The sequence below is a fragment of the Coxiella-like endosymbiont genome (assembly GCF_002871095.1).
In the GTDB taxonomy this organism is placed as follows: domain Bacteria; phylum Pseudomonadota; class Gammaproteobacteria; order Coxiellales; family Coxiellaceae; genus Coxiella.
In genome coordinates this window covers 1-2,250 of the sequence record NZ_NSHJ01000017.1, presented here as the reverse complement: position 1 = coordinate 2,250, position 2,250 = coordinate 1, and the positions used below count along the sequence as shown (strand labels likewise).

The window sequence follows — 2,250 nt, the reverse complement described above, 5'->3', positions numbered from 1 at the left end:
ATAAATAGTAGAGGGAATTAATAACTCACCAGAGAAAAAATCATGTTCCCTAAAAGGTGTGTGATGCTTAGTAAGAAGAATTTTTTAAGAACAGGAATTTCTTTTCTCCCCCTCAATGAGGGGGAGAAAAGTAATATGATCGAAGATATTTTCCATTTCTAAAAAAAAATTCTAGCAGACGCAGCAGAATAAATAACGCAAAATTAATAGCACCACAGTTATGAAAGCCATTCACTCAAATCAGGTACCCGCTTTCTCTTTCCACAAAGAAAGCTTTATTGCGTGTGATATTTTTAATTGCCTCCACAAGGAGTTGTATTTTTAAATCACTATCATCTAGTCAACCAATAAAAAAATCTTTATAGGGGGGGGAAATAATATTTTTTAAGCTCGCTGGTTTTTATCACGCTCATCATACAACCTTTCTAATCGTTTTAATCGTTTTTCGAATTTATCGAGTTGCCAAAACCTAATGACACTTTTATGCCATTCACGACTGGGTTGCATTCCTGTACCTGATGAATACACCCCCGGCTCAATAATTGATTTTTGGATCATGCCCATACCCGTAATAACGACGTTATCACAAATATTGATATGGCCATTAAGACCTGCACCTGCACCAATCATGCAATGGCGTCCAATAGTGGTGCTTCCAGCAATACCAGCACAACCAGCAATTGCTGTATGATCTCCTATGTGAACGTTATGGCCAATCATAATTAAATTATCTAATTTAACACCATTTCCGATTACTGTATCTTCAAGTGCTCCTCGATCAATTGTGGTATTAGCTCCAATTTCTACATCATCTCCAATGACTACTCGTCCCACTTGAGGAATCTTGATCCATCGATGTTCTTCAGCATCTTTAGCTAAACCAAATCCATCTGCACCAATAATTACACCACTGTGAAGAATATTTCGATCACCTATAATGGTGTGATGATATAAAGTTACTCGATTATACAAAACACAATCTGAACCTAGTTGACTAGAATAACCAATACTCGTTCCTGCTCCGATAATAGTTCGAGAACCAATTACTACTTCATCTTCTATGACAGCATAAGCCCCAACGTGCACGCTAGGATCGATTTGACACTGCTCTCCGATAACAGCAGTGGGATGAATCCCTGGCTTTGGTCTCACGTCAGGTCGTAATAAAGCTAATAGTTTAATAAATCCTAGCTTAGGATCCGGCATAATAAGGGCGTTTATAGGACAGTTTTTTGCTAACTTATTATCTAATAATAATGCTGAGGCTTTTGTTTTATTTAAATATTTTTGATACTTTCGATTTGTAAGGAAACTTATTTCTCCAGGCTGAGCGTTCATAATTGAAGCGATATTATGAATTTTACAATCCCCATAGCCTTTTACTGTGGCACCGATAGCGTTTGCTAATTCGTTAAGTGTATAAATCACTTTCAATGTAATCACAAATACAAGGTTATTTCAATTTAGCAATCACATCTGAGGTGATATCTTTAGTATCTCTCGCATAGAGTACGGTATCTTTTGGTAAAACCAAATCCACTTTCTCTTCTTCAGAAAGAGCTCTTACAACACCTGAAATTTTTGTCATAAATTCAAACATAGCTTTATTCTGTGCATTATATAATTCTTGATGAAATTTAAGTTGTGCTTGCTGAAATTCCTTTTGTTTTTGATCAATTTTATTTTTTAGCTCTTGCTTTTCTTTGTCACTCATCACTGCTTCATTGCGTTGAAATTTTTTAGTATCTTCTTGCAAAGATTTACCTAAATTAATAATTCTTTCACGTTGTGGTGAAAATTCTTTTTCAAGTTGTGTATTGATGTTTTTAACCTGCGATGGTGATGCTTGAAAAATTTGCCGTATATCCACTGTTCCTACTGTTTGCCCAATACTAGCTCCTACCCAACTTATTGATACTAATACATAGGCAGCTACAAATAAGCGTTTTGTCATGACCTTCTCCTTAAAATAAAGTAACATCAATTATAGTGCAGGTTCATATCTAAACCAAGCTCTGATTTAATTTTTCTCTTACTAAGCTTATCCCCTCCAAAAAAATGAAATACTTGTAAAGTATCCTTCTAGTCAAAGATTTAATAAAAGAAAACTAATGTAAAACTGATTAAAGTAACAGGTGTGTATCTTTTACACAAAAAACCCAACGAGAAATGTAAATTTTAGGAAAAACTTTATATCATCCTTGGATGATTTATAGCTAGATATTTACCTCAAAATTAGAAGTATCACCT

General features: G+C 34.7%; 2 protein-coding genes. Both read right to left on the bottom strand.

The genetic code is table 11. From position 1 onward, the window contains the following. Positions 1-384: 384 nt before the first annotated feature. Positions 385-1,440 carry a UDP-3-O-(3-hydroxymyristoyl)glucosamine N-acyltransferase gene (gene lpxD / locus CLERM_RS00170; RefSeq protein WP_102156619.1) on the bottom strand — a complete coding sequence of 352 codons (1,056 nt, stop codon included), beginning with the start codon at positions 1,438-1,440 and terminating at the stop codon, positions 385-387. A 13-nt stretch (positions 1,441-1,453) separates the two neighbouring features. Continuing rightward, positions 1,454-1,954 carry an OmpH/Skp family outer membrane protein gene (locus CLERM_RS00165; RefSeq protein WP_102156618.1) on the bottom strand — a complete coding sequence of 167 codons (501 nt, stop codon included), beginning with the start codon at positions 1,952-1,954 and terminating at the stop codon, positions 1,454-1,456. Positions 1,955-2,250: the final 296 nt, after the last annotated feature.